This is a genomic window from Priestia flexa NBRC 15715 (assembly GCF_001591565.1).
In the GTDB taxonomy this organism is placed as follows: Bacteria; Bacillota; Bacilli; order Bacillales; family Bacillaceae_H; genus Priestia; species Priestia flexa.
In genome coordinates this window covers 1-21,497 of the sequence record NZ_BCVD01000034.1, presented here as the reverse complement: position 1 = coordinate 21,497, position 21,497 = coordinate 1, and the positions used below count along the sequence as shown (strand labels likewise).

Annotated in this window: 24 protein-coding genes and 1 riboswitch; of the genes, 11 read left to right on the top strand and 13 right to left on the bottom strand. The window is 36.6% G+C overall.

The window, feature by feature from the left end; genetic code table 11:
• Positions 1-11 precede the first annotated feature (11 nt).
• Genes mnhG through BFL01S_RS07975 form a run of 7 tightly spaced genes read right to left on the bottom strand, consistent with a single transcriptional unit; the run spans position 12 to position 5,766 of the window.
• On the bottom strand, positions 12-371 hold the full coding sequence (gene mnhG, locus BFL01S_RS08005; RefSeq protein WP_025908080.1) for a monovalent cation/H(+) antiporter subunit G: 360 nt from the start codon (positions 369-371) through the stop codon (positions 12-14).
• Positions 355-639, bottom strand: a complete 285-nt coding sequence (locus tag BFL01S_RS08000) for a Na(+)/H(+) antiporter subunit F1 (protein ID WP_025908081.1) — start codon at positions 637-639, stop codon at positions 355-357. The genes mnhG and BFL01S_RS08000 overlap by 17 nt, the downstream gene beginning before the upstream one ends.
• Position 640: 1 nt before the next feature.
• Entirely contained in the window at positions 641-1,117 is a 477-nt protein-coding gene (locus tag BFL01S_RS07995) for a Na+/H+ antiporter subunit E (protein WP_061785388.1), read from the bottom strand.
• A gap of 6 nt (positions 1,118-1,123) precedes the next feature.
• Positions 1,124-2,608 (bottom strand): Na+/H+ antiporter subunit D, encoded by a 1,485-nt coding sequence (locus tag BFL01S_RS07990; protein ID WP_035320080.1) that lies wholly within the window; start codon positions 2,606-2,608, stop codon positions 1,124-1,126.
• The gene (locus tag BFL01S_RS07985; RefSeq protein ID WP_025908084.1) at positions 2,598-2,939 is read right to left on the bottom strand and encodes a Na(+)/H(+) antiporter subunit C; all 342 of its coding nucleotides are present in this window, start codon (positions 2,937-2,939) and stop codon (positions 2,598-2,600) included. The genes BFL01S_RS07990 and BFL01S_RS07985 overlap by 11 nt, the downstream gene beginning before the upstream one ends.
• Entirely contained in the window at positions 2,939-3,361 is a 423-nt protein-coding gene (locus BFL01S_RS07980; RefSeq protein ID WP_025908085.1) for a Na(+)/H(+) antiporter subunit B, read from the bottom strand. Before BFL01S_RS07980 ends, BFL01S_RS07985 begins: the two co-directional genes overlap by 1 nt.
• A complete protein-coding gene (locus BFL01S_RS07975; RefSeq protein WP_061785387.1) occupies positions 3,361-5,766 on the bottom strand; it encodes a Na+/H+ antiporter subunit A in 2,406 nt (801 codons plus the stop codon). Before BFL01S_RS07975 ends, BFL01S_RS07980 begins: the two co-directional genes overlap by 1 nt.
• A 214-nt stretch (positions 5,767-5,980) precedes the next feature.
• Between BFL01S_RS07975 and BFL01S_RS07970 the strand changes: the two genes are divergently transcribed.
• From BFL01S_RS07970 to BFL01S_RS07960, 3 genes are all read left to right on the top strand, one after another.
• On the top strand, positions 5,981-6,250 hold the full coding sequence (locus BFL01S_RS07970; RefSeq protein WP_062954587.1) for a hypothetical protein: 270 nt from the start codon (positions 5,981-5,983) through the stop codon (positions 6,248-6,250).
• A 257-nt stretch (positions 6,251-6,507) separates the two neighbouring features.
• Complete coding sequence (locus tag BFL01S_RS07965; protein ID WP_061785386.1) at positions 6,508-7,857, top strand: glucose-6-phosphate isomerase; 1,350 nt, start codon at positions 6,508-6,510, stop codon at positions 7,855-7,857.
• 93 nt (positions 7,858-7,950) lie between these two features.
• A complete protein-coding gene (locus BFL01S_RS07960) occupies positions 7,951-8,355 on the top strand; it encodes a YugN-like family protein (protein ID WP_061785385.1) in 405 nt (134 codons plus the stop codon).
• A gap of 18 nt (positions 8,356-8,373) precedes the next feature.
• On the opposite strand, the gene BFL01S_RS07955 is transcribed toward BFL01S_RS07960, so the two are convergent.
• The 4 genes from BFL01S_RS07955 to cdaS all read right to left on the bottom strand — a co-directional run bounded on the left by BFL01S_RS07955 (position 8,374) and on the right by cdaS (position 11,963).
• Positions 8,374-9,150: an ion channel gene (locus tag BFL01S_RS07955; protein ID WP_025908090.1), complete on the bottom strand. Its 777-nt coding sequence runs from the start codon at positions 9,148-9,150 to the stop codon at positions 8,374-8,376.
• A 67-nt stretch (positions 9,151-9,217) separates the two neighbouring features.
• Positions 9,218-9,604 carry a VOC family protein gene (locus BFL01S_RS07950; protein WP_061785384.1) on the bottom strand — a complete coding sequence of 129 codons (387 nt, stop codon included), beginning with the start codon at positions 9,602-9,604 and terminating at the stop codon, positions 9,218-9,220.
• A gap of 95 nt (positions 9,605-9,699) precedes the next feature.
• A complete protein-coding gene (locus BFL01S_RS07945) occupies positions 9,700-11,130 on the bottom strand; it encodes an alanine/glycine:cation symporter family protein (RefSeq protein ID WP_061785383.1) in 1,431 nt (476 codons plus the stop codon).
• Positions 11,131-11,339: 209 nt separating this feature from the next.
• A complete protein-coding gene (cdaS, locus tag BFL01S_RS07940) occupies positions 11,340-11,963 on the bottom strand; it encodes a sporulation-specific diadenylate cyclase CdaS (RefSeq protein WP_061785398.1) in 624 nt (207 codons plus the stop codon).
• A gap of 222 nt (positions 11,964-12,185) precedes the next feature.
• Positions 12,186-12,292: riboswitch (SAM riboswitch) on the top strand.
• A 104-nt stretch (positions 12,293-12,396) separates the two neighbouring features.
• Here cdaS and BFL01S_RS19910 point away from each other — a divergent pair.
• The 8 genes from BFL01S_RS19910 (at position 12,397) to BFL01S_RS07905 (ending at position 18,487) form a co-directional block, all read left to right on the top strand.
• Positions 12,397-12,540 (top strand): YezD family protein, encoded by a 144-nt coding sequence (locus tag BFL01S_RS19910; protein ID WP_076512348.1) that lies wholly within the window; start codon positions 12,397-12,399, stop codon positions 12,538-12,540.
• 95 nt (positions 12,541-12,635) lie between these two features.
• On the top strand, positions 12,636-13,346 hold the full coding sequence (locus tag BFL01S_RS07935; protein WP_025908094.1) for a phosphoadenylyl-sulfate reductase: 711 nt from the start codon (positions 12,636-12,638) through the stop codon (positions 13,344-13,346).
• 19 nt (positions 13,347-13,365) lie between these two features.
• A complete protein-coding gene (gene cysP, locus BFL01S_RS07930) occupies positions 13,366-14,421 on the top strand; it encodes a sulfate permease (RefSeq protein WP_061785382.1) in 1,056 nt (351 codons plus the stop codon).
• 37 nt (positions 14,422-14,458) lie between these two features.
• Complete coding sequence (gene sat, locus BFL01S_RS07925; RefSeq protein ID WP_061785381.1) at positions 14,459-15,607, top strand: sulfate adenylyltransferase; 1,149 nt, start codon at positions 14,459-14,461, stop codon at positions 15,605-15,607.
• A 12-nt stretch (positions 15,608-15,619) separates the two neighbouring features.
• On the top strand, positions 15,620-16,219 hold the full coding sequence (gene cysC / locus BFL01S_RS07920; protein WP_025908097.1) for an adenylyl-sulfate kinase: 600 nt from the start codon (positions 15,620-15,622) through the stop codon (positions 16,217-16,219).
• 118 nt (positions 16,220-16,337) lie between these two features.
• Positions 16,338-17,117 carry a uroporphyrinogen-III C-methyltransferase gene (cobA, locus tag BFL01S_RS07915; RefSeq protein ID WP_025908098.1) on the top strand — a complete coding sequence of 260 codons (780 nt, stop codon included), beginning with the start codon at positions 16,338-16,340 and terminating at the stop codon, positions 17,115-17,117.
• Positions 17,118-17,133: 16 nt separating this feature from the next.
• Positions 17,134-17,901: a sirohydrochlorin chelatase gene (locus tag BFL01S_RS07910; protein ID WP_061785380.1), complete on the top strand. Its 768-nt coding sequence runs from the start codon at positions 17,134-17,136 to the stop codon at positions 17,899-17,901.
• Positions 17,873-18,487 (top strand): NAD(P)-dependent oxidoreductase, encoded by a 615-nt coding sequence (locus tag BFL01S_RS07905; RefSeq protein WP_081801806.1) that lies wholly within the window; start codon positions 17,873-17,875, stop codon positions 18,485-18,487. Before BFL01S_RS07910 ends, BFL01S_RS07905 begins: the two co-directional genes overlap by 29 nt.
• Before the next feature lie 16 nt (positions 18,488-18,503).
• Here BFL01S_RS07905 and BFL01S_RS07900 read toward each other — a convergent pair whose 3' ends face one another.
• Together BFL01S_RS07900 and BFL01S_RS07895 are read right to left on the bottom strand one after the other, a co-directional pair.
• Positions 18,504-19,181, bottom strand: coding sequence for an MgtC/SapB family protein (locus BFL01S_RS07900; RefSeq protein WP_025908101.1), 678 nt, complete (start codon positions 19,179-19,181; stop codon positions 18,504-18,506).
• Positions 19,182-19,300: 119 nt separating this feature from the next.
• Positions 19,301-20,881, bottom strand: a complete 1,581-nt coding sequence (locus tag BFL01S_RS07895; RefSeq protein WP_061785397.1) for an AMP-binding protein — start codon at positions 20,879-20,881, stop codon at positions 19,301-19,303.
• Between the last annotated feature and the right edge of the window lie 616 nt (positions 20,882-21,497).

Below are 21,497 nucleotides of genomic sequence, written 5' to 3'. Positions count from 1 at the left end.
AGGGCATTTTTTTATTCAGACATACTTCGTTTTTTTTGCTTTTCTTTTAGATCGTCTCGAACAGTACCTTTCCAAAGGGGAGATCCGCTGTAATAAGCAGCTCTTCCTAATAGATGTCCGGCAACTGGTGATGTAATAAATACAAACACAATGCCTAATAGCAACTGTCCGTTAATGGAACCATCTTTAATCCAGAAAAACAGTAAACATCCTACTAAGATAAGTAGCACACCAAGCGTGGCGCTTTTAGAAGCGGCATGGCTTCGTGTATAGGTGTCGGGTAGCCTAATGAGGCCAATCATTGTAACAACGGTTAACAGAGCGCCCATTAGAATAATAATACCGATAATTAAATCACTGATCGCGGTCATATTCAATAATCGCTCCTTTTTCTAAAAACTTACCAAACGCAACAGTACCAACAAAAGCGATAATTCCAATTAAAAGAATTACTTCTACAAATGATGTTGTGCGTAGCATAATAGATAGGATGGCCGTAACAGCTATAATGTTAATGCCAATCGCATCTAAAGCCATAGCGCGGTCACCCGTGGTAGGCCCTTTGATGATGCGATATACAAATCCAATCGTCGAAATTGAAATTAACAGCAGCGATAGATTAAGTAACATGTCTAGCATATTAGCGGCTCACCTCCATAATGGCTTTTTCAAATGAATGTTGAATATCCTTAATTACCTCGTCAATATCATCCACGTTCATGGCGTGAATATAAAGAGTGGAGTTATCATCTGACACATCAATTACCACCGTTCCAGGTGTTAAGGTAATGAGTAGTGAAAGAGTCGTAACCTCCCAATCTTTTTCAAGCTTCGTTGGCATCGCAAAAATTGCAGGCTTTATATTTAACTTTGGACGCAACACATCTTGAATAACCGCGATATTTGCTTTAAACAGCTCAACAAGAAAGATAAGAAGCAGTTTAATGACCGCAAATACTTTTTCTAAATAAAATCTTTGAGGAAAGAAGCGTCGAAAGACAAACAGCATAACTGCTCCCCAAAAGAAACCAATAAGAAAAGAGGGTCCGGTCCAAATACCTCTTAAAAACATCCATGTAACAGCAATTACTACGTTTAATAATAGTTGAAATGACATGCAGATCTACTCCTTTAACACCGATTCGATATAAATAGAAGGGTCCATGAGTGTTTCAGCTGCCATTGAAATATAAGGGAATACAACCTCCGCACCTAATCCTAAGAATATTGAAATCGCAAGTAGAATAGCTGATGGATACAGCATTCCTTTTGTAGACCCTTTCTCTTGCTCCTCGGTTAATTTTGGTGCGCGCCAGAAGCAGTTCATAAAAATCTTCATCGCGGAATATAACACCATTAAGCTTGATACAAGCAATACAATAACAAATGTATAGCTCTGTGACTCTAATCCACCTTGGACAAGAAGAAATTTACCAACAAATCCACTTAGCGGAGGTATACCAGCTAGCGAGACAACAGCGACGAAAAACATCCAGCCCAATTGAGGGTGACGCTGAATTAATCCGCCCATCTCTTTTAGCTTAGACGTCCCTGTAATAGCAATGATAGCTCCGCCTAGTAAGAACAGTGCGGCTTTAATAATCATATCGTGAATTAAGTAATAAATTGCACCTTCAATTCCTGCCGGTGTTGTTAAGGTGATACCGTATACGATAACACCAACTGCAATGACAATATTATAGATTAAAATCTTATTCATATCGTTATAAGCAATAGCGCCAACTGTACCGATGACAATCGTTAATAGTGCCGTATAGCCAATAAGTTGATGTGTCACCTCAGGCTGATGATAAAAAATCAGCGTGAACGTACGGAAGATAGAATAGATTCCAACTTTCGTTAGTAATGCACCAAAAAGAGCTGTGACAACGGGAGGAGGTGCATTATAGGCGCTTGGCAACCAGAAGTACATTGGGAAAAGAGCGGCTTTTAGACCGAATACAATGAAAAATAAAACCCCAATGGTCGTTAAAATCCCTGGTTGATTTACTTCAGCAACCCTTTGTGATAAGTCCGCCATATTGAGAGTACCAGTAACCGAATACAAGTAAGCTACAGTTATAACAAAAAGAGCGGAGGAAATCACGTTTACTAGTATATATTTAAGTGACTCTCGTAGCTGCGCTCTGGTGCCTCCAATAACAATTAGAGCATATGAAGACATTAACATTACTTCGAAGAAAACGAATAAGTTGAAAATATCTCCAGTTAAAAAGGCGCCAAATACTCCAACCATTAAGAAATGAACGAGTGGATAGAAGTAGAATCGTTCTCGTTTTTCTCCAATGGAGCGAAAAGCAAATAGTATACAGCAAAGTGCAACGATGCTTGCCGTTAATACAAGCAAAGCAGCAAGCATATCAGCTACTAAAATAATTCCAAACGGAGGGTCCCAGTTCCCAAGCTTATGAGTTAGGATACCCTCTTTATATACAAGTTGTACTAAATAAGCTGCAAATCCAGTTGTAGCAATTAACGATATCGTACTGATTATTCGTTGAAGTTTAATATTATCTTTGAAAAATATAAGCACAACACCTACAACAAACGGGATAAGCAGCGGAATGATTACAAAGTTATTCATCATGTTCATGTCCCCTTAACTTGTCCATATCGTCTGTTCCGAGTTCTTGATAAGCTCTGTAAGCTAATACAAGGAAAAAGGAAGTAACACCAAAGCTAATAACAATTGCAGTTAAAATTAATGCTTGAGGTAGGGGGTCAGTATAAGAGGGAGCATTTTCCCCTAACAAAGGTACTGTTCCACCTTTTAATCCACCCATTGTGAGTATTAATAAGTGTGCTCCGTGACTTAGTATACCTGTTCCAATAATAATTCGTAGTAGACTACGAGATAACATTAAATAAACTGCTACTGTGAACAAAATTCCGGCTACAATTGACATTAATATTTCCATTATTCACTCTCTCCAATCGTTTGAATAATGGTCATCGTAACACCAACAACTACTAGATATACACCAAGGTCAAACAACACAACAGTTGCAAGTGCAGTTTTTCCTAGTATAGGAAGGTAAAAATAATCAAATGTGTGTGTGAGGAATGGAACTTTAAAAACAAAAGCTCCAAGTCCCGTTAATAAAGCTAATAATAATCCGGAGGCCGCTACTTTTTTGTGATCAAAAGGAATGACTTTTGATACGGTTTTAATATCAAAAGCCAATAACAATAACACAAGAGCGGAAGCGGTGGTAAGACCGCCTACAAACCCTCCACCTGGTGTGTAATGACCTGCAAAGAAAAGGTGAATGGCAAAAATGATAATGATAAACGTTACGACTTTAGTGGTCGTTTGTAAAATTAAATCGTTCTTTTTCATTATCTATTCTCCTCCTTTGCTAATCTTAATCGAATCATGCTGTAAATTCCGAGTGCAGCAATGCATAGCACAGCTATTTCAAACAGCGTATCAAATCCACGGAAGTCAACGAGAATAACGTTTACCATGTTTTCTCCACCTGCTTCTTTATAACTGTTCTCAATAAAGTATTGTGAAATCGAATCAAATAGTTTTGTACTGCTAGATGCAATACCGACAAGTGTTACTGTAACTCCTACAAGTAAAGCGATAATAAAGTTTGGTAGGTGAAATTTAACTCGTACTTTTTTCGCTTTAAATTCTGGAAGGTGATAGAAGCACAGTAAGAATAGTGCAACAGATACGGTTTCAATTACTAACTGTGTTAAGGCTAAATCAGGTGCTCTAAATAAGACAAAGAACAGAGCTAGGGTGTAACCCACGACGCCTAACGAAATGATAGCTGTTAAGCGTGACTTGGCAAAAACAGTAGTAATGGCTCCAAGGACCATAACTACAGCTAGAAGTGCTTCGTAGATTCCAATATTAGCCATGCTAGAGGTATCTACTTTAAATCCACCTTGTGTAAACAAGGTAATTAAAACAGCTGTACCGATAAAGGCAAAGATAATTAAGAGGTAATCACGAATAAAGCCTGTCATCATAAATTTCATGATGACACTCGAACCTTTTTCCATACCCGCTACTCCATTGTTGTAGGCGTTATTTAGCGTAATAGACTCAGGGAACAAGCGATAAACTTTTGTCCACATATTTAATGTTAAGAATAGTAAGATACCCATAGCGATGACACCAATTGTCATAAATAGCTCGGGCGTAAAGCCATGCCAAAACGTAATGTGAACATGGAACTGCTCACCGGCATCTAATAAACTTGGTGCAATTGAAGCCATGGTTGGTTCAATAATGCTAGATTCTAATATATTTGGGAATAAACCAAAGATAACAACAAGTGAAGCTAAAATAACAGGTGAAATTAGCATACCTATCGGAGCTTCATGTGGCTTTTTCTCTAGCTTCTCAGGTTGATACTTACCAGTAAATGTTTTGAATACCAAAATCATGCTATAAACAAACGTGAATATACTTGCAATCCAAGCAATAACTGGGAACAGCATTCCCCATGTTTCCATGTTATAGATATTCATCTTCGTTACGTTGACCATTCCCGTAAAGAACATTTCTTTACTTAAGAATCCGTTGAAAGGTGGAAGACCAGCCATTGCAAATCCACCAATTACTGTAATTGTGAATGTTACCGGCATAAGAGTCATTAGCCCGCCTAGTTTACGAATATCACGCGTTCCCGTTTCATGGTCTACAATACCAACAACCATAAATAAACTACCTTTAAATGTAGCATGGTTAATAAGATGGAATACAGCTGCCGTAATTGCTACAACATAAATGTTATCGTCTAAAAATTCATAGTGTAACGCTGCACTTCCTACACCAAGTAAAGACATAATCATTCCAAGCTGACTGATTGTTGAGAAAGCTAAGATTCCCTTTAAGTCTGTCTGCTTCACGGCTGAGAAAGACCCCCAGAAAAGGGTTATAACCCCAATGGTTGAGACCAGCGTAAACCACACTGCGTGGTCTGAAAAAACCGGACTTAAGCGTGCAACTAGATAAATACCAGCTTTAACCATTGTTGCAGAGTGCAGATAAGCACTAACTGGTGTTGGTGCTTCCATTGCATCTGGTAGCCAGATGTGGAATGGGAATTGTGCAGATTTTGTAAATGCACCAAGCAAAACAAGAATCATTGCGGGGATAAAGAGTGAACTTGATGTGACAACATCTAAGTTTGCGACAATCTCTCTAATGCTAAATGTACCGCTTGGAATTGATAGTAATACGATTCCTGCTAATAAAGCCAAGCCACCAAAAACCGTGATAAGCATCGACTTTTGAGCTCCATAGCGTGACTTCTCTCGTTGATACCAATAGCCAATAAGTAGGAAAGACGAAAGACTTGTTAGCTCCCAAAAGCTATAAAGAACAATTAGGTTATCAGACAAGACTACTCCAAGCATAGCTCCCATAAACATTAAGAGATACACATAAAAAGTATGAAGTGACTCTTTCGTTTTTGATAGATAGTAGATGGAATACAGGATTACTAGCGTTCCAATTCCTGTAATTAGCAAAGCAAATAATAAGCCCAGTCCATCAATATAAGCATCAAAATTAATCCCTAAGCTAGGTATCCATTTCAATGAATATAAATACGAATTTCCGTTCGCAACTCCGCTTATATACTTCGTAAAGTAAATGAACAGCACAAGCGGCAATGGCAACACAAACCACCCTGTATGAATCTGTTTAAATGATTTATACAGAAGTGGAATAAGAAATGCTAATAAGAATGGTGAGATGATCACCAGATGTAACCAAGACAAAACACAAACCTCCTTGTGACATCCAATAGATTAGATTTTCTATGAATGATTATATAATACTTTAACAGTGCGTGCATCCTTGCTACTCAGTAGTATCAACGTTTTTCACCTGTCTTATTAAATAAATAGAAACTCGTCTACACAACCTCAAAAAAAATTTTTTTTTTGAATAAAAACCGTCGATTTTTGTCACCCTAATAGTGAGGTGATAAATGTGTATCTCAGACAAATTATAGCGAGTGGATCAATATTTGGAGTTCTAGTTACTGGAGGATATATGGTGGATAGTCACTTAACTGCTAAAGAACAGCAAAAGTTCAACATGTCTCCAATTCAATATGAACAAATGTCTACATCTGCTGACACTGCCATTATTGAAAGGCCTGTTGAACTCCCGACTTATAAGCCAAGAGAATATGTAAAGATTGGCGCAACCAATTATGTCATTTCTGAAGGGAAATCCATTCTTGAAGAAAATGAATAAATCTTAAATAGCGAAGAATTGAAAACGGTTTTAAGAATGCGCTCTTTAAACCGTTTTTTATTGTTATGAAAAATCATATTGTGAAAAGCAAAAATCTCCTATTAGAAGGTTGTTTTATGAAAGAGAAAAAGTGTATAGTGAAAAAGAATTTGTAAAAAGACTAGGATAACAACATTTGTATTAATGTCTTTTACTTGAATTCATTGCATCCTTTCGATAAAGTGAAAGAAAAGAACAATTTAATGGAGGAACAGAATATGACACATGTTCGTTTTGATTATTCAAATGCGTTATCTTTCTTTGGTGAGCACGAACTTACATACCTTCGCGATGCTGTTAAAGTAGCGCATCATTCAATTCATGAAAAAACAGGGGCAGGTAACGACTTTCTAGGATGGGTAGACCTACCAACTGACTATGACAAAGAAGAATTTGCTCGTATTCAAAAAAGTGCAGAAAAAATTAAAAGTGATTCAGATGTTTTAATTGTAATTGGGATTGGTGGTTCTTATCTAGGAGCACGTGCTGCAATTGAAATGTTACAACATTCATTCTACAACACGTTATCAAAAGAACAGCGTAAAACGCCACAAGTAATCTTTGCTGGAAATAATATTAGCTCGACATACATGAAAGACTTAATGGATGTATTGCAAGACAAAGATTTCTCTATTAATGTTATTTCAAAATCAGGTACTACTACAGAGCCTGCTATCGCTTTCCGTATTTTCCGTAAATTGTTAGAAGAGAAATATGGTAAGGAAGAAGCGCGTGGTCGTATTTACGCTACAACAGATAAAGCGCGTGGAGCATTAAAAACGCTAGCAGATGAAGAAGGCTATGAAACATTTGTTATTCCTGATGATGTTGGGGGCCGTTATTCTGTGTTAACAGCGGTAGGGCTTTTACCGATTGCAGCTGCTGGTTTAAAAATTGAAGACATGATGAAAGGTGCAGCAGCAGCACAAAATGATTTTGCAGCTTCTGAGCTTGAGCAAAACCCTGCGTACCAATATGCAGTTGCTCGAAACGTCCTTTACAATAAAGGTAAAACAATTGAGATGCTAATTAACTATGAGCCAGCTCTTCAATACTTTGCAGAGTGGTGGAAACAACTGTTTGGTGAAAGTGAAGGAAAAGACCAAAAAGGTATCTATCCTTCTTCAGCGAACTTCTCTACTGATCTTCACTCATTAGGTCAATATGTACAAGAAGGTCGCCGTGATTTATTTGAAACAATTGTGCAAGTAGAAAAGTCACGCCATGAATTAACAATTGAGTCAGATGCAGCAGATTTAGACGGCTTAAACTATTTAGCTGGTGAAACAGTTGATTTTGTAAATAAAAAGGCATTCCAAGGCACGATGCTTGCTCATACTGATGGTGGTGTGCCAAACTTAGTTGTAAGCATTCCAGCTTTAGATGAGTATACCTTTGGTTATTTAGTATACTTCTTCGAGAAAGCTTGTGCGATGAGTGGTTACCTATTAGGTGTTAACCCATTTGATCAGCCTGGTGTAGAAGCATATAAGGTGAATATGTTTGCGCTTCTTGGTAAACCAGGGTTTGAAGAGAAAAAAGCAGAATTAGAAAAACGTTTAAAATAAGATATCAAGTAGAAGTGCGGAATTTGTTTCCGCACTTTTTTTATGGATAATTTATAGTGAAAAGGAGATATTAACAAAAGAGGAGGCGAGGTAATGATTGAATTAGCTTCAAAATTAGAAGGTGAACTATTTAAGCTATATGTATTAGAGCAGACATTAAAGCCACTGGGATACGTTATAGGAGGGAACTGGGATTACGACCACGGTTTTTTTGATTATAAGATAAATGATGAAGTTGGATACCAGTTTTTACGAATTCCTTTTCAGGCTATGGATGGTCAGCTGGATTCACAAGGAACAACAGTTCAAATTGGAAAGCCCTATTTGCTTTCACACAAATATCAAATTGGGCTAGATGATAATGTTCATGTAGGTAATGTTAATGCATCGTTTAATCAATTTGCAGAGCCTCAAGATCCTGATGCACAATTTCCTGAAGAATACCTTTCGTTAGGAAAAGAATTGGTAAAAGAAGCAGAAGAAGCGTTACAAAGCTAAAAGAAGGTAGAGGGATTGTTACTCTTTTAGCTTTGTAACAAAAATATTTTCATGCATTAATTGGCTAATCAGTTCATTCGTTTTAATGATTTCATTAATTCCAATTGTTTCTGCATTTCGGATATGCTTTTCAGTTAAAAGCTCAGCAATGAGATAGGCAGAAGGATTGGCGCCTCTAATCGCTACCAGTGTCACAATTGTTTGCATATCAGCTTGTTCTTCTGTTGTATGTTGATCAGCAGTTATTAATACCTTTTTCGCTTTTGAAAGGTTCGCTAATGATAACGTATTAGAATCGGAAGCACTGCCTTTAATGAAGTGTAATCGATCACAAATCATTGGATTTTTCTTTAGGCTACTGTCAATTAAGACAATAACTTCTTCGTGAAAAGCCTTTTTATATTCTTCAATAACCAGTCTAGCTCTTTCATTCCAACCAATAATAATAAGGTGACCTTCGCCTAAAAACTTTAAATTTCCTTCTAGATAGGCATTTTCTTTTGACACGGCAATTGTAGCCAGTGAAACAAAGTAGGTAGTAATAAAACCTGTGCCAATTAAAATTAAAAGCATAGCAATTAGCTTACCTATAACGGTGTCTGGCACAAAATCTCCATAGCCAATTGTTGAAATGGTAATAACTACCCACCAAATCCCATCAAAAATTGTAAAAAAAGTTTGTGGTTCAGCTATGTGCATAATAGTTCCAAATAAAATAACTAAAAACGTAATAATAAATAGTAAACGCGTTATGACAGAGCGTCGGAAAAAGCGAAACAGAAGCCAATCGACCATAAAAAAAACCTCCTAGCATAAGGGTCTAGTTATTAGTATGACCAACTTATGAAAGAGGTATAAGAACTTATCTCGTTTTTACTTCCATATATTCAATCCATTCACCGTCAGGGCCATAAAAGAATAAATATTTTGCTCCGTTAGGCAACGTTACGATTTCTTCGTCTACAAAAGAAACGTTGAGATTCTTTAAACGTGAACGTTCTTCTTCGATATTGTCTACTGTAAGCGCAAAGTGATGAACTTTCCCTTCTGAAGGTAGTGAAGGGTTGTATCCTTCAATTAATTCAACAATGATATTGTTGTCTATTCCTAAGAAAGCTAGCTTCAAGGACGGATCTGTATGTGGAAACGTTTCTAGTAATTCTAACCCAACAATTTCTGTATAAAATGTTATTGACTCTTGAATATTTTTTACCTGAATACCTACGTGCCCAAATCCTAGAATTGCCATAATTATCACCTTTTCTGAATTAGTTTCTGTATAATAGTTTAAATTTTCGGTCAAATACAGTCAAATAAAAAAGCAGCATAATAGCTGCTCCTTTATTATTTATCAATTTCTCGAGAGCGTTCCCAGAAATCTAAATTCTCTAAGCCTTTAACAGAATCTTTGTAGAAAACAGGATCTTTTCCTGCTTTACGCTGAGACAAGTAATCGTTTAAGACTGCAATTGCAACTTTTCCTAGTAAAACAATTGCAATTAGGTTTGTAATTGCCATTAGGGCCATAAATAAGTCTGCAAGTCCCCAAACAACGCCTAAGCTTGCAACTGAACCAAACAATACCATTAAGATAACTCCGAATCGATAAAGGTTTAACCAGATTTTGTTTGATGTTAAAAATTCAATGTTTGTTTCTCCATAATAATAGTTAGCTACTAATGAGCTAAATGCAAACATAAATAAAATGATAGCAATGAATTGAACAGCCCATCCACCGATATGTGTACTTAACGCAACTTGAGTCAATTGAATTCCTTCAAGTCCAGGCGTTGCATACGCACCAGATAATAACACGATAAATGCAGTACAACTACAGATGATTAGCGTATCGTTAAAGACAGCCAGAGCTTGAATGAAACCTTGCTTAGCTGGGTGACTGACAGATGCCGCTGCGGCTGCGTTAGGTGCACTACCCATACCAGCTTCGTTGGAGAATAATCCGCGTTTGATACCATTCATGATGGCAGCACCGATGGCACCGGCAAATGCTTCTTCAAATCCAAAAGCGCTTTTTATAATTAATGCGATCATATGTGGAATTTCTGTAATATTAATAGCTAAAACAACTAATGCTAGTCCAATATATACAACTGCCATTACTACTACAATTAACTCTGATGCTTTGGCTACTCGTTTAATACCACCAAAAATGAGAACACCTACAATGGCTGTAACAACAACACCAACAATTAAGCGATTAACGCCAAAAGCTTCTTCAAAAGCAAGTGAAATAGTATTAGCTTGTACAGAGTTAAATACTAATCCGAATGAGATTGTAATTAAGATGGAAAATAAAACACCCATCCAGCGTTTGTTTAAACCTTTTTCCATGTAGTAAGCAGGACCACCACGAAAACCGTCTTTGTCTTTTACTTTATATACTTGAGCAAGGGTGCTTTCAATAAAAGCTGATGCTGATCCAACTAAAGCAACAACCCACATCCAAAACACTGCTCCAGGGCCCCCAAGAGCAATTGCAGAAGCAACACCAGCAAGGTTCCCAGTACCTACACGAGCTGCTGTACTAATAGCAAAAGCTTGAAAGGAGGTAATTCCTTTTTTATCGCTTCCGTCTGTTTTAGCGCCTTCACCTAACAAGCGAACCATTTCTTTGAACTGACTAAACTGAACGAATTTTGTACGAATTGTAAAATATAATCCAACTAATAAAAGAAGCGCAATTAATATGTAAGTCCATAAAAAATTATTGGCTTCATCCACAAAGCTGCTGAATAGAGTCGATATGGTTTCCATCCTAAAAGTTCTCTCCCTTAATAATGATTAACCTTAGCTGTTCATAAAAAGAGTCATTTTAATGATGCTTTTTTAAAATGTGTAAGGTTTTCTGACATTAGTGATTATAGCGCGTTAGACGTATAAAAGGCAACCTGTAATAAGTTTTTTTTATCGTGTAATCTCTTTTTTTATAACTATAAGGTATGATGTCAGGCAGGTGTAGTCACTTACAGGATGTTTTTGCTGGAATGGATTGGATATAAGCTACCTTCTAAAGCAAAAGATATTCGACCGCTTTCTTCTGATACAACTAAAATAAGTGCGTCGCACTGTTCAGACATACCAAGAGCTGCACGGTGGCGTGTTCCAAGCTTCTTTTGCAGTACTTTTGTGGACAGTGGTAAAACATTAGCAGCCGAAATAATTTGATTGTTTCTAATCACAATGGCACCATCATGTAATGGATTTCCAGGATAAAAAACTGTTTCAACGAGCGTAGACGTAACGGGAGCGTGAATAGGAATTCCTTTTTGAATTAAGTGCTCCACTGAGTCATTTCTCTCAATAACCATTAAAGCTCCATGATGTTTCTCAGACAAACTATGTATCGCGAGTGAAAGAGCTGCGTATTCGTGGGTGTAAGGAGACAAGTAATGTCTTAAATAATAGGATGCAGCTGTGGACTGTACGCTTTGAAATAATTTTCTTAAGTCTTCAAAATCACATAAAACACAGTGGTCACTGCTTTCTAGATGTTGCTGAATTTTGGTTGCTTCCGCTGCTATTTGACTTAAATGATTTTGTAAACTTTGTTTAATTACATCATCTAATTGAAAAGAGTGACTTTCCATCATTGAACATAGCTCCAATCTAAAATAATTATTATGTTTTAATGTGTACGAAAGACATAAATCTATACTATAACGGTGTGAATTAAGAGTGACGCCCAAAAAAATTGCTCATATAATGAAAAAATAATAGATATTTCTGTTAATTTAAAGTATAGTTTTCTTATCGGATAAATTATTTTTGCTGTTGACAAATATTCTAAATATGCTAAAATTTTTAAAAAATACTTATCCAGAGTGGTGGAGGGAACTGGCCCTTTGAAACCCAGCAACCTGCATGTTGTGCAAGGTGCTAACTCCAACAAAATGATTTTCATTTTGAAAGATAAGGTGAATTTGTTGCCTAATCAGTCTTTCAGATGTGGAAGACTTTTTATTTTTCATGAAAAAACAGAAGCCTGTTGAATATATTGTTAACAAATAAGGAGGGACTGTGATGGCACAAAACTCTGACTTAAATTCTGTTTTTGCAAGCGTAGAAAAAATGTTAAGCGACATGAAGTTTGGCTCAATCACGCTTGTGGTTCAAGATGGGAAAGTAGTTCAACTCGAGAAAAATGAAAAAGTAAGAATTAAATAAATAGCTGACTAGACAAACTAGAGGCGGTTTTATCCTTCATTATGGGGGTAAAACCGTCTTTTTTGATTGGATAACAAAGTATTGGAGTGAAAATCATGAGTGTATATACGTATGAAAATTGGCCAAATCAATTTCCGACTTTTGATGAGCAAGATGAAACAAAGGGAGCTTTAAAGGCATTAGAGTGGGCATATAACCATTATGGTGATTCTCTTATTTACGCATCTAGCTTTGGAATTGAAGGAATTGTATTAATTGATTTAATTTCAAAAGTGAAAAAAGATGCTCACATTGTTTTTTTAGACACAGGTGTTCATTTTAAAGAGACGTACGAAGTCATTGAAGCAATTAAAGAGAGGTTTCCAGATTTACGTATCCAAATGAAAAAGCCTAACCTATCGCTAAAAGAGCAAGCTGAAAAGCATGGAGATGAACTTTGGAAAACTGAGCCTAACCTATGCTGTCAAATTCGCAAGATTATTCCTTTAAAAGAATCACTTGCTCCGTATGATGCTTGGATTTCAGGGTTAAGAAGAGAACAATCTGAATCAAGAAGTAAAACAGAGTTTTTTAATAAGGACGAGAAATTCAAAAAGATTAAAGTTTGCCCATTAATTCATTGGTCTTGGAAAGAAATTTGGCGATATGTATATAAGCATAACTTGCCGTATAACAAACTTCACGATCAAGGGTATCCAAGCATTGGATGTGAGCCCTGTACGCTACCTGCCTATAACATGGAAGATTTACGATCTGGAAGATGGGCAGGTACCAAGAAAGTGGAATGTGGCTTACATGAATCTTAAATGAAAGAGCTGAAAATTTATGCTTGTTTACATTGCTTTTGCAATCGCCCTCTTTTTTGCGATGAATATTGGCGCAAGTGGTGCAGCTGCTGCTATGGGAGTCTCTTACGGTTCAGGTGCCATTAAGCATCGCAAAGTGGCATTAGCTATATGTGCACTAGGTATTTTACTAGGTGCTGTTATCGGTGGAGGAGAAGTTGTTAAAACCATTGGTTCTGGTATTATCCCAGAAAGTATTCTAACGGTGGAGCTAGTTATTATTATTTTAGCTTCTGCCACTCTATCATTATTCTTTGCTAATTTAATTGGAATACCACTATCAACTAGTGAAGTGACAGTAGGATCAGTTGTAGGTGTTGGGATTGCCTATCAATCTGTTTATATACAAAAGCTATTAATTGTTATGAGCTTTTGGGTTATTGTACCGATTATTTCGTTTGTAATTGCCTTTGTATGTGGGTGGTTATTAAAAAAGAAAAAAACGCCTACTCAGCAAAAGTGGAAAAAGCCACTTGCAGTTTTAGTAATAGCTACCGGTTTTTTTGAAGCTTTTTCAGCCGGTATGAACAACGTAGCAAACGCCGTAGGCCCGCTTGTTGGAGCTGGTATGATCAGTACATCAACTGGCGTTATAGCAGGTGGGTTAGCCGTTGCGGTTGGTGCATTACTTTTAGGAGATCGAGTAATTGAGACAAATGGGAAGAAAATCACGGATTTCACGGTGGGTGAAGGGTGTATTATTTCTGGAACAGGTGCGTCGCTTGTTACCGCAGCTTCCGTATTTGGACTCCCTGTCCCTTTAACGCAGGTTACAACATCTTCTATCATTGGAATAGGGGCAGCTAAATCTGGTTTTACATCTGATCAAAGACAGGTCATTGTTCAGATGTTAAAGGTATGGGTTGTATCGCCGGTTTTTTCTCTCGTTATCTCTTACGGTTTAGTGAAATTAGTGGTTGAAACAGATTTTTATGCGTTTGTGGTATTGATAAGCGGTTGTATTGCAACTTATGGCATTCTTAGTTTAATTAAAACAACAAAACAAAAACAAGAAAATCAAAAGATGACTGCTTAAAGATAAATATTAGTTATTCATTGAGGAGGAGTTTAGAATGAGTTCGATTCAAGCACATGGTGGAGAGTTAGTTAATTTATATCAACCTGATTATGATTATACAGGTGTTACGAAAGAGATTGAATTAGATAATATTGCATTAAGTGATTTAGAGTTAATTGGAATTGGTGGATACAGCCCTATTACAGGCTTCTTAGGACAGCGTGATTATGAAGCTGTTGTGGAAGGAATGAGGTTAGCTGACGGGACAGTATGGAGTATTCCAATTACTCTTCCTGTTACAGAAGAAAAAGCACATGAGCTACAAGTAGGAGATCAAGTTAAGCTTGTTCAAGATGGTGTGGTTTACGGTGTTTTAACAGTATCTGAGACGTATAAGCCTAATAAGGAAAAAGAAGCAGAGTATGTTTACCGTACGGCAGAGCTAGCTCATCCGGGAGTGCGTAAATTATTTGAACGTCCAAATGTATATGTGGCAGGTTCAATTGTACTTGTAAATCGTACGCAAAAAGATAAATTTGAAACATATTATTTAGATCCAGCACAAACAAGAGAGGTTTTTAAAGAACGTAACTGGAAGAAAGTTGTAGGTTTTCAAACTCGTAATCCTGTTCATCGTGCTCATGAATACATTCAAAAATCAGCTTTAGAAATTGTTGATGGATTGTTTCTAAATCCACTTGTAGGAGAAACAAAATCTGATGATATTCCAGCGGATATTCGTATGGAAAGCTATGAGGTATTGTTGAAAAACTATTATCCAAAAAATCGCGTATTCTTAGCTGTTTTCCCAGCAGCAATGAGATATGCTGGTCCTCGAGAAGCTATCTTCCATGCATTAGTACGTAAAAACTTTGGATGCACGCATTTTATTGTAGGTCGCGATCATGCTGGTGTAGGTGACTACTATGGCACATACGATGCGCAGCTAATCTTTAATAACTTTACAGAAGATGAACTTGGTATTACGCCATTATTCTTTGAACACAGCTTCTACTGCAAGAAGTGTGAAGGAATGGCTTCAACTAAAACATGTCCACATGAAAAAGAAGACCATGTCATTTTATCAGGAACAAAAGTACGTGAAATGCTTCGAAATGGTGAAGTTCCACCAAGTACGTTTAGCCGAAAAGAAGTAATTGAAGTGTTAATAAAAGGATTACAGCAAACAGTAACTTCAAATTAAGGGGCGGTTGAATTGAGTAAATCAACAAATATTACATGGCACGAATCAGGCATTAATAAAGAAGCAAGAAGACAACAAAACGGACATTATAGCTTTGTATTATGGTTTACTGGTTTATCGGGTTCAGGCAAGTCAACCGTTGCAAACGCAGTAGCACAAGCATTGTTTGAAAAAAACATTCGCAACTATGTATTAGATGGGGATAATATTCGCTTTGGTTTAAATAAAAATTTAGGCTTTTCTGCTGAAGATCGTACTGAGAACATTCGTCGTATCGGAGAAGTTTCGAAGCTGTTTGTTGACAGTGGGCAAGTTGTCTTAACAGCCTTTATTTCACCATTTAAAGAAGATCGTACGCAGGTAAGAGAGCTATTAGAAGCGGATGAATTTGTAGAAGTTTACGTAGAGTGCCCGCTTGAAGAGTGTGAAAAACGAGATCCAAAAGGGCTTTACAAGAAAGCGAGAAGTGGTGAAATTCGTGACTTTACAGGTATCGATTCACCTTATGAAGCTCCAGAAAATGCTGAACTGGTCGTAAATACATTTAATCAAACTGTTGAAGAGTGTGTTGAAACAGTTTTAGCATACTTAACAAATAAAAAATTTATTTAAAAGATATAAATAAAGGCCCTCACATCGCAAGAGCAAAGCTGTGCTTTGCATCGTGAGGGCCTTTGCTTTATTCATCAATAAGAGTAGATTAATAATATTGAGAGGGTGAAATAGAAAAATGGGGAAGGTGTATTTGGTTGGGGCAGGTCCAGGAGATCCAGAGTTAGTTACGGTTAAAGCAATAAAAGCTATTCAAAAAGCAGATGTAATTTTATATGATCGCTTGGTGAATAAAGAGTTATTAGAGTATGCTAAAGCAGAAGTGAATATCATTTACTGTGGTAAGTTGCCTAATTATCACACGTTGAAACAAGAAACAATTAATAGCTTTCTAGTGAAGTTTGCTAAAAAAGGTAAAGTTGTCGTGCGCTTAAAAGGGGGAGACCCTTTTGTATTTGGACGAGGAGGGGAAGAGGCAGAAGCTCTTGTAGAGAATAATATTGACTTTGAGATTATTCCTGGGGTTACATCGGGAATTGCTGCAGCTTCATATGCGGGAATACCTGTTACACATCGTGACTATAGTGCAAGTGTAGCTTTTATAACAGGGCATCGTCAAGACGAGCCTCGTAAAGCCATTAAGTGGGAGCAGTTAACAACAGCTGTTGATACATTGGTGATTTACATGGGTGTTAAAAACCTACCTTATATTTGTGAATCGCTTATGGAGCACGGAAAATCAAAAGATACGCCTATTGCACTCGTTAATTGGGGAACGTATGCTGAACAGCAGCGCACGGTTAGCGGTACGCTAGATACAATTGTTAATATCGTAAACAAAGAGAAGGTAGGAAATCCGAGTATAATTATTGTAGGCGAGGTTGTTCGCTTTCATGAAAAGCTAAATTGGTTTGAAAAATTAGCTTTTACACAATATGCTTGTGTTGAAGAGGCTTAGTAAAGAGGTGAATGGTATGGATGCAGTATTGTATATTTGTCACGGTAGCCGAGTAAAAAAGGGCTGTGATCAAGCCATTGAATTTATTGAAAGAAGCAAATCGAAGATTGATGTTCCCATTCAAGAAGTATGTTTTCTCGAATTAGCAGAACCTACAATTGAACAAGGTTTTAAGAGGTGTGTGGAGCAAGGAGCTACTAGAATCGCAATTGTCCCTATCTTATTGTTAACAGCTGGTCATGCTAAAGTAGATATTCCGGAAGAAATACACAAAGTTTATCAACACTATCCACATATCAAAGTTGTTTATGGTACCCCGTTTGGTGTTGACAATCAAATTGTGGATATCTTGATAGAGAGAATTAAGGAGACTGAAGTTACCATTAAAAAAGACGCAATGGTACTATTAGTAGGTCGTGGAAGTAGTGATCCTGAAGTCAAAAAGGATTTTCATGAAATTGCTCAACGCTTGGCACATAAAGGTGGGTTTCAGCATGTAGATACTTGTTATTTGGCTGCCACAACACCAAAGCTTTTAGAGGGCTTAAAACAGGCAAGTGAATCAAACTATTCACAAGTGTTTGTGTTGCCATATCTCTTATTTACAGGGATTTTGATGAACGAAATTCGAACAGAGTTAAAAAAATGGAATAAAGCTGAACAAGAGTTTATCTTAGCAAATTATTTAGGCTACCATGATAGGTTAAGTAATATCTTACAAAATCAAGTGAACAAATTATTAAACAGTCAAGGCAATGAATATGATGTTTACCGTTACTCTTAATTTAGAAGGTAAAACCATTTTAATTGTTGGCGGAGGAAAAGTAGCGGTTAGGCGTATACGCAAGCTGTTGGAACATAAAGCAGAGATCATAGTTGTTTCTCCACATGTGGATGATGAAATTCATGAATGGGACAAGCAAGGGAAAATAAAGGTGAAAAAGCGCTGCTTAGAAAAGAAAGACTTAGCTCACGTATTTCTTGTTGTAGTAGCTACTAATCAACTTGACGCTTTAGATATAGTAGAGAAAGAAAAGAGTGAACACCAGCTTATTAATATGGCTAGTGCTCACACAAAAGGAAATGTCTATATACCTGCGAGCTTTTCAAGAGGAGATCTATCAGTTGCCGTATCCACAAATGGTGCAAGTCCTTTGTTGACAAAGAAGCTTATTAGTGAGTTAAAGGTTCAGTTTGACGATAGTTATACACAATACACGTCTTTTTTAAAGCAGTGTAGAGAAATTATTCACAGCATGAATCTACCACATGTGGAAAAGTATAAGTTATTAACAGAAGCGACAGAGGAGGAGCTTCGATTATCAGAAAGATCCCAGGAACAATTTTTAAAGAAATTAAAAAATGTCTAAAAGGCATTATAGCCTTTTAGACATTTTCAATTTCAATGCTTCGAATGCCTGAAATCTTCTGTATTTCGTAATAAACTTCAGTGGTAGGGCGTTTTTGGTGAACGGACACCTTCATTCGAATATATAGTTGCCCCGTATCTAAATCTTTAATACGGATATTCTTTATTGTAATATCTTTTTCTTTAATGCTAGCTGTTGTCTCAACAATATTATGTTTATTAGCAAGTTTCAGTTGAAGGATAAGCTCTTTTTCACGTAGCTGTTTTGGTCCGAAAACCGTAATTAAAAATGGAAGCAGTTCGACGCTAATAATGAGCAAAATAACCCCTATAAATGCTTCCGTATAAAAGCCAGCTCCTACAGCGATACCTATACCAGCAGCTCCCCATATAATGGCAGCCGTTGTTAACCCTGAGATACTGTCATTTTCTTTGCGTAAAATAACTCCCGCACCAAGAAATCCAATACCAGATACAATTTGCGCTGCTAAACGCAGTGGATCCATAGTAATGTTATCACCATCGTTAAAAATGTGAGAGGACTCAATTGAGACAATGGTTAATAAGCAGCTAATAATTGAAATGACAAGCGACGTCTTTAAGCCTACAGGCTTACGCTTTAATTCTCTCTCCAATCCGATAATAAGTCCTAATAGAGCAGATATGCCAAGTTTCAATAACATTTGATGATCCATCTAATTCACCTATTTCACTAAACTGTGTTGTTTTATATCTGTATGATAAAATCAGGACAGATATGTATAGTTAGTATAGTAAACCATTTTTAGTGTTTAGAGATGAAAAATATCATTTTTTATGAAAAATTTTGAAGTTGTTCTCGTAATTTATATTTTTGGATTTTTCCAGATGCGGTCATCGGAAATGCTTCTACGAAATAGATAGACTCAGGTATTTTAAAGTGTGAAAGTTTGTTTTTGCAATACTCTTTAATTTCAGATGCTGTTGCTTCTACACCTGGCTTTAATTTAATGCAAGCCACCACTGTTTCTCCGTAATGTTTATCGGGAACACCAATCACTTGAATATCTTCAATTTTTGGATGAAGGTATAAAAATTCTTCGATTTCGCGAGGATAGATATTTTCCCCGCCTCTAATAATCATATCTTTTAAGCGACCGGTAATTTTAATATATCCCTCATTATCAATGACGGCTAAATCACCAGTATGAAGCCACCCGTCAGAGTCAATGGCCCTGGCTGTTTCTTCAGGCATTTTGTAATATCCCTTCATGATTAAGTAGCCTTTTGCGCAAAGTTCTCCTTGAACACCTATTGGTAATACGTGTCCGTTTATCGGATCGATGATTTTGACCTGTACGTGAGGATGAGCTTTTCCAACGGTTGTTACCCTTCTTTCTAGGGAGTCGGTAGTTGTTGTTTGAGTAATAACAGGTGAGCTTTCAGTTTGTCCATAGGCAATGGTGATTTCGTTAATTCCCATGTCATTCATTACGCGTTTCATTACTTCGGTAGGACAATTCGATCCAGCCATAATTCCCGTTCGTAAACTTGATAAATCGTAATCATGGAAATTTGGAAGATTTAGTTCAGCAATAAACATAGTGGGTACGCCGTGTAAAGCAGTGCACTTTTCTTTTTCAACAGTTTCAAGTACAACGGTAGGATTGAATTCAACGATGGGCACCATGGTCGCTCCAACACATACGGATGCTAATAATCCCATAACACAACCAAAACAATGAAAGAAAGGTACAGGGATACAAAGTTTGTCTTGGTGAGATAGCTTCATTGCATTAGCTACTAAAAGAGCGTTATTTACTATATTATTGTGACTAAGCATAACGCCTTTGGGAAACCCGGTAGTGCCAGAAGTATATTGCATGTTAATTACTTCTTCAGGGTATACATTTTGTTCAGCGAGAGTTAGTGCTTCATCTGAAATGTTCATACTATATAGTAGAAATTGATTCCAATTCATTTTTTGGTTTTTATTATCGATACTAATTAGATGTTGTAGTCTCGGAAGTTTATGGACAATAGATGCAATGATTGATGAATATGAAGTCGTTTTAAAGGAATCAATATAGAAAAGGGCGGTTGTATCTGAATGATTTAAAAGATATTCTACTTCGGCTTCTTGATAACTTGTATTTACTGTAACTAGTACGGCACCAATTCGAGCAGAAGCGAGTTGAAGTAAAATCCATTCCAAGCGATTGGTAGACCAAACTGCAATATGGTCTCCTTTTTTAATTCCTAATCCTAGTAGAGCTTTTGCAACTTTTCCCGTTTCGTTATACAATTCGTTATACGTATAGTGAATATTCTCTTGAGAGTAAATAGTGGCTGGGTGATTTTTAAATGCAGTGCTTGTTTCTTTTAATAATTGGCCAATTGTTAAATTCTTTAGCATCAATCTTAGTTCCCCCCTACTTAATGATTGCGCTTTCATTTAATATTGTACCAGCACTCTCTTTATGTTTCATAAAAAAACTTCGACAACCTGTCAGAGGGAATTTGTCGAAGCATAGAGAAATTTGTTAATAGAGTAATTGATAAAAGTAAGAAGTTAAAAGTGTAAAAAACAAACTTAAGGACGATAGAAAAACGAAAGGAATTCCTTTTACCTTTCCTTCAGAGTTCATTAAGCGCAAAGATTCGAAATATGCTTGAGAAATTAAAAAGATGGACATAATAAAGGATACGTACAGAGCGATTGAAATCCATAGGTTCATGACATCAACTTCCTATCTATTCAATGTTATTACTAGAAGATATGTGAGAATGAAAAGTTCTATTCCTATAAAAGGTCAGTCATCTAGTAAAATGATTTTTTTACTATAGTTAATTTTTTAAAAAAATATCAAAAAAGCAGTTGCTATATAAATAAAATAATGATATATTATTAAATGTCGCTGAGATAACACAGCAGACACGCTGAAAAAAAGCGGAAAATTATTTTAAAAAAGTTATTGACTTCACGGTAGTAACTTGGTAATATTAAAAGGTCGCTTCCGAGCGACGTTGAA

Excerpts from the sequence above, each read along its gene's own strand:
- BFL01S_RS07995 (WP_061785388.1), bottom strand. The coding sequence starts at position 1,117 with ATGTCATTTCAACTATTATTAAACGTAGTAATTGCTGTTACATGGATG.
- BFL01S_RS07945 (WP_061785383.1), bottom strand. The coding sequence starts at position 11,130 with ATGGAAACCATATCGACTCTATTCAGCAGCTTTGTGGATGAAGCCAAT.
- BFL01S_RS07900 (WP_025908101.1), bottom strand. The coding sequence starts at position 19,181 with ATGGATCATCAAATGTTATTGAAACTTGGCATATCTGCTCTATTAGGA.
- cobA (WP_025908098.1), top strand. The coding sequence starts at position 16,338 with ATGGGGAAGGTGTATTTGGTTGGGGCAGGTCCAGGAGATCCAGAGTTA.
- BFL01S_RS07980 (WP_025908085.1), bottom strand. The coding sequence starts at position 3,361 with ATGAAAAAGAACGATTTAATTTTACAAACGACCACTAAAGTCGTAACG.
- BFL01S_RS19910 (WP_076512348.1), top strand. The coding sequence starts at position 12,397 with ATGGCACAAAACTCTGACTTAAATTCTGTTTTTGCAAGCGTAGAAAAA.
- sat (WP_061785381.1), top strand. The coding sequence starts at position 14,459 with ATGAGTTCGATTCAAGCACATGGTGGAGAGTTAGTTAATTTATATCAA.
- cdaS (WP_061785398.1), bottom strand. The coding sequence starts at position 11,963 with ATGGAAAGTCACTCTTTTCAATTAGATGATGTAATTAAACAAAGTTTA.
- BFL01S_RS08000 (WP_025908081.1), bottom strand. The coding sequence starts at position 639 with ATGCTAGACATGTTACTTAATCTATCGCTGCTGTTAATTTCAATTTCG.
- BFL01S_RS07990 (WP_035320080.1), bottom strand. The coding sequence starts at position 2,608 with ATGATGAATAACTTTGTAATCATTCCGCTGCTTATCCCGTTTGTTGTA.
- BFL01S_RS07965 (WP_061785386.1), top strand. The coding sequence starts at position 6,508 with ATGACACATGTTCGTTTTGATTATTCAAATGCGTTATCTTTCTTTGGT.
- BFL01S_RS07985 (WP_025908084.1), bottom strand. The coding sequence starts at position 2,939 with ATGGAAATATTAATGTCAATTGTAGCCGGAATTTTGTTCACAGTAGCA.
- BFL01S_RS07905 (WP_081801806.1), top strand. The coding sequence starts at position 17,873 with ATGAATATGATGTTTACCGTTACTCTTAATTTAGAAGGTAAAACCATT.
- cysP (WP_061785382.1), top strand. The coding sequence starts at position 13,366 with ATGCTTGTTTACATTGCTTTTGCAATCGCCCTCTTTTTTGCGATGAAT.
- BFL01S_RS07955 (WP_025908090.1), bottom strand. The coding sequence starts at position 9,150 with ATGGTCGATTGGCTTCTGTTTCGCTTTTTCCGACGCTCTGTCATAACG.
- BFL01S_RS07935 (WP_025908094.1), top strand. The coding sequence starts at position 12,636 with ATGAGTGTATATACGTATGAAAATTGGCCAAATCAATTTCCGACTTTT.
- BFL01S_RS07960 (WP_061785385.1), top strand. The coding sequence starts at position 7,951 with ATGATTGAATTAGCTTCAAAATTAGAAGGTGAACTATTTAAGCTATAT.
- mnhG (WP_025908080.1), bottom strand. The coding sequence starts at position 371 with ATGACCGCGATCAGTGATTTAATTATCGGTATTATTATTCTAATGGGC.
- BFL01S_RS07895 (WP_061785397.1), bottom strand. The coding sequence starts at position 20,881 with ATGCTAAAGAATTTAACAATTGGCCAATTATTAAAAGAAACAAGCACT.
- BFL01S_RS07950 (WP_061785384.1), bottom strand. The coding sequence starts at position 9,604 with ATGGCAATTCTAGGATTTGGGCACGTAGGTATTCAGGTAAAAAATATT.
- BFL01S_RS07910 (WP_061785380.1), top strand. The coding sequence starts at position 17,134 with ATGGATGCAGTATTGTATATTTGTCACGGTAGCCGAGTAAAAAAGGGC.